2 protein-coding genes are annotated in these 4473 nt (G+C 72.5%); both read left to right on the top strand.

The features are described 5' to 3' along the window. On the top strand, positions 1-2840 hold a 2840-nt coding region (locus tag ACIRHA_RS43100), incomplete at its 5' end, for a type I polyketide synthase (RefSeq protein ID WP_403857708.1). Positions 2841-2845: 5 nt separating this feature from the next. Further along, positions 2846-4473: type I polyketide synthase (locus tag ACIRHA_RS43095; RefSeq protein ID WP_403857705.1), on the top strand; the 1628-nt coding region annotated here is incomplete at its 3' end.

The raw sequence follows: 4473 nt of genomic DNA, 5'->3' as shown, positions 1-4473 counted from the left end.
GCGGCACTGAGCGGTTCACGACCTCGCTGGCCGAGGCCTGGACCCGGGGCGTCGCGGTCGACTGGGCCGGCTCGTTCGACGACCGGCCGGGCCAGGTGGTCGACCTGCCGACGTACCCCTTCCAACACACCTCGTACTGGCTGAAGCCCGCTTCCAGCCCGCGCGGCGAGGACGCGGCCGCGACCCTGGGGCAGGACGCCGCGAGGCACCCGTTCCTCGGTGCGGCGGTGTCGTTGGCCGATGGCGCGGGGACGGTTTTCACCGGTCGGCTCTCGCTGCGTTCGCATCCGTGGCTGGCCGATCACGCGGCGCTGGGTACGGTGCTGCTGCCGGGTACCGGGCTGGTGGAACTCGTCCTGCGTGCCGGGGAGCAGGACGGTCTGGATGTGCTGGAGGAGCTCACGCTCCAGGCACCGCTGGTCCTGCCCGCCGACGGCGCGATCCAGATCCAGGTCACCGTCGGCGTGTCCGACGAGGACGGGCACGCGACCGTCTCGGTCCACTCGCGGCCCGAGCACAGCGGCCCCGGCACGGCCTGGACCTTGCACGCCACGGGCTTCCTGGCCGCCGGCGCGGGTACGTCCCCGGGTTCCGCCGATTTGTCGGTGTGGCCGCCAGCGGGTGCCGAGCCGGTTGACCTGGCGGGCTGGTACGACTCCCTGGCCGCGGCGGGGTACGAGTACGGGCCCGCGTTCCAGGGGCTGACGGCTGCCTGGCGCCACGGCGGGGACGTCTACGCCGAGGTCGCCCTCGCACCGGAACAGGCCGAGGAAGCAGGCAGGTTCGCCCTGCACCCGGCGCTCCTCGACGCCACGCTGCACGCCATCGAACTGGGAGTGCTGCCGCCGTCCGATGACACCCGGCTGCCCTTCGCCTGGAGCGGCGTGCGCCTGTATGCCACCGGTGCGACGGCCGCCCGGGTCCGGCTCGGCCGCTCCGGGCAGGACGCGGTGACCCTGCATCTCGCCGACGCCACCGGCGCCCCCGTCGCCACCGTGGATTCGCTGGCCCGTCGGCCGGTCTCCCCGGAGCAGCTGGCCGCGGCGGGACAGGACACCGCGGGGCAGGGCAGCGCTGACGACGGCCTGTTCCGACTCGACTGGGTGCCGGCCGGTGCGGTGGAGGCCTTCTCGGGGACGTGGACGGTCCTTGACGCGGACGGCGGACCGGCCGCCCTCGATTCCATACCGGACGCTGTCCTCGCCCCCGTCGTGTGCGACACGGACCCGGCCACGGCGGCGGGCTCGGTGCTCGCGCTGCTCCAGGAGTGGCTGGGGGAGGAGCGGTACGCCGACTCCCGGCTCGTCGTGGTGACGCGGGGTGCGGTCGGCGAGGTCGCCGATCTCTCCCAGGCCCCGGTCTGGGGGCTGGTGCGGTCGGCGCAGTCGGAGAATCCGGATCGGTTCGTCCTGGTGGATCTGGTGCCGGGTGCGGACGTGGCGGACGCGGTGGCGGTGCTGGGTCTGGGTGAGCCGCAGGTCGCGGTACGGGATGGAGGTGTGTTCGTTCCCCGTTTGGTGCGTGCCACGGACACCTCCGACGGCGCGGTGGCGCCGTGGGATCGGGAGGGCACGGTGGTGGTCACGGGGGCCTTCGGGTCTCTGGGCCGGCTGGTGACCCGTCACCTGCTCGTCGAGCACCGGGTGCGCAGTTTCCTGCTGCTTGGCCGGCGTGGTGAGCGGACTCCGGGTGCGGCCGAGTGGGCAGCGGAGCTGGCGGCTCTCGGGGCGCGGGTCACGGTCGCGGCGTGTGATGTGGCCGATGCCGGTGAGGTGCGCCGGGTGCTTGGCGCGGTTCCGGCGGAGTTCCCGGTGCGGGGCATCGTGCACACGGCCGGTGTCCTGGACGACACCGTCCTCACCTCGCTGACTCCAGAGCGTCTGGACGCCGTGATGGCTCCCAAGGCCATCGGTGCCCACCACCTCCACCAGGCCAGTGAAGAACTCGGCCTCGACCTGACCGCCTTCGTCCTCTTCTCCTCCGTGCAGGGCGTGCTGGGCGGCGCCGGTCAGGCCAACTACGCCGCGGCGAACACCTTTCTGGACGCGCTCGCCGAACAGCGTCGCGCCCAGGGCCTGCCTGCCACCTCGCTCGCCTGGGGCCTCTGGGCCGAAGGCGGCATGGAAGCGGAGCTCGACGAGGCCGACCGGGAACGGATGATCCGTACGACCGGGATGACGGCGCTCTCCCCCAAGCAGGGCATCACCCTCTTCGACCGGGCCGTCTCTCTCGGCCGGGCCCTGCTCGTGCCAGCACGCATCGACACGACGGCACTGCGCTCCCGACCTGCGGATGGCGTTCCGGCCGTGCTGCGCGGTTTCGTCCGCAAGGTCGTACGGCGCGCGGCCGCCCCCGCGGCGGCCGGTGCGACGGGCGCCCTGCCGCTCGCCGACCGGCTCGCGTCGCTCAGTACCGGCGAGCAGGACAAGGCACTGCTCGAGCTGGTGCGGAACGAGGTGGCGGCGGTGCTTGGCGCGGCCGTCAAGGTGGAGGCGCGGCGAGGCTTCAAGCAGTTGGGCTTCGACTCGCTCACTGCGGTCGAACTGCGCAACCGTCTCAACAAGGCGACCGGCCTCCGGCTGCCCGCCACCCTCGTCTTCGACCACCCCACCCCGGTCGAGGTGGCCGCGCTGCTGCGGGCCGGACTCGTGCCCGACGCAGGGCCCGAGTCACCCGCCGACCCCCTCGCCGACGGCGGGACGGGCACGGACCCCGCGGAGCCGGCGGTCGAGACCCCGGACCGCGCACCCGGTACGGACATGGACCTGAACGTGGACGTGGACCTGATCGACGACATGGACGTCGACGCCCTGGTCCGCCTGGCACAGGAAAGCCTCTGATTGCGATGAGTTCTGAAAACGGCAAGAACACGACACGCACCCCCGCGGCGAAGGTCGTCGACGCCCTGCGCGAGTCCCTCAAGGAGACGGCCCGGCTGCGGCAGAAGAACCATGAACTAGTGGACGCGGCCCACGAGCCGATCGCGATCGTCGGGATGGCGGCCCGCTACCCCGGGGGTGTCACTTCCCCGGAGGATCTTTGGGACTTGGTGGCCGAGGGGCGAGACGTGATCTCCGGCTTCCCGGACGACCGCGGCTGGGACCTGGAACGCCTGCACGACCCGGACCCCGAGCGCACCGGCACCTCCTACACCGAGAAGGGCGGCTTCCTCTACGACGCCTCCGGCTTCGACGCGGAGTTCTTCGGGATCTCGCCGCGTGAGGCGCTGGCGATGGACCCGCAGCAGCGGCTGTTCCTGGAGGCCTCGTGGGAGGTCTTCGAGCGGGCCGGTATCGACCCGGCCACCCTGCGCGGCACCAAGGCGGGCGTCTTCGCCGGCCTGATGTATCACGACTACGGCCCGGCCCTGCACGACGCCACCAAGGGCGTGGAGGGCCACCGGCTTACCGGCAGCCAGGCGAGCGTGCTCTCCGGCCGCGTCGCCTACACCTTCGGTCTCGAAGGGCCCGCGGTCACCGTCGACACCGCCTGCTCCTCCTCCCTCACCGCCCTGCACCTGGCCGTCGAGTCGCTGCGCCGCGGCGAGTCGTCGATGGCGCTCGCCGGTGGCGTGGCCGTCATGGCGACGCCGGGGACCTTCGTGGAGTTCAGCCGGCAGCAGGGCCTCGCCCGGGACGGCCGCTGCAAGTCTTTCGCGGAGGCGGCGGATGGGACCGGCTGGTCCGAGGGTGTGGGTGTGGTGCTCGTCGAGCGGCTGTCCGACGCGGTGCGCAACGGGCACCGGGTTCTGGCCGTGATCCGCGGTACCGCGATCAATCAGGACGGTGCGAGCAACGGCCTGACTGCCCCGAGCGGTCCCGCCCAGCAGCGCGTCATCCGTGCCGCGCTTGCCGATGCCCGCCTCTCCACGGCAGACGTGGATGCCGTGGAGGCGCACGGCACTGGCACCCGGCTTGGTGATCCGATCGAGGCGCAGGCGCTGCTGGCCACGTACGGGCAGAACCGTCCCGAGGGCCGGCCACTCTGGCTCGGCTCCGCCAAGTCCAACATCGGCCACGCCCAAGCCGCTTCGGGCATCGCCGGTGTCATCAAGATGGTGCAGGCGATGCGGCAGGGTGTGCTGCCGCGCACGTTGCACGTGGATAAGCCGTCGTCGTTCGTGGACTGGTCGGCGGGTGCGGTGGAGCTGTTGACCGAGCAGCGGCCGTGGCCGGAGACGGGCCGGCCGCGCCGGGCCGGTATCTCCTCCTTCGGGATCAGCGGCACCAACGCCCACGTCATCCTCGAGCAGGCACCCGAAACCGACACCGAGCCCGCGGGGGAGGAGCAGCCGGCCACCGGACAGGTCACCCCGCTCGTCGTCACGGCCCACAACGACCAGGCGCTGCGTGACCGGGCCCGGCAGCTCCTCGACCACCTCGAGTCCGGTTCGGGGGTGTCGTTGTGGGAGGTGGCGGTTGCGGCTGGGGTGTCTCGTGCGGCGTTGGGGCATCGGGCGGTGGTGGTCGCGGA

It is taken from the genome of Streptomyces sp. NPDC102360 (genome assembly GCF_044766085.1).
Classification (GTDB): domain Bacteria; phylum Actinomycetota; class Actinomycetes; order Streptomycetales; family Streptomycetaceae; genus Streptomyces.
This window is presented reverse-complemented; position numbering and strand designations above follow the sequence as displayed.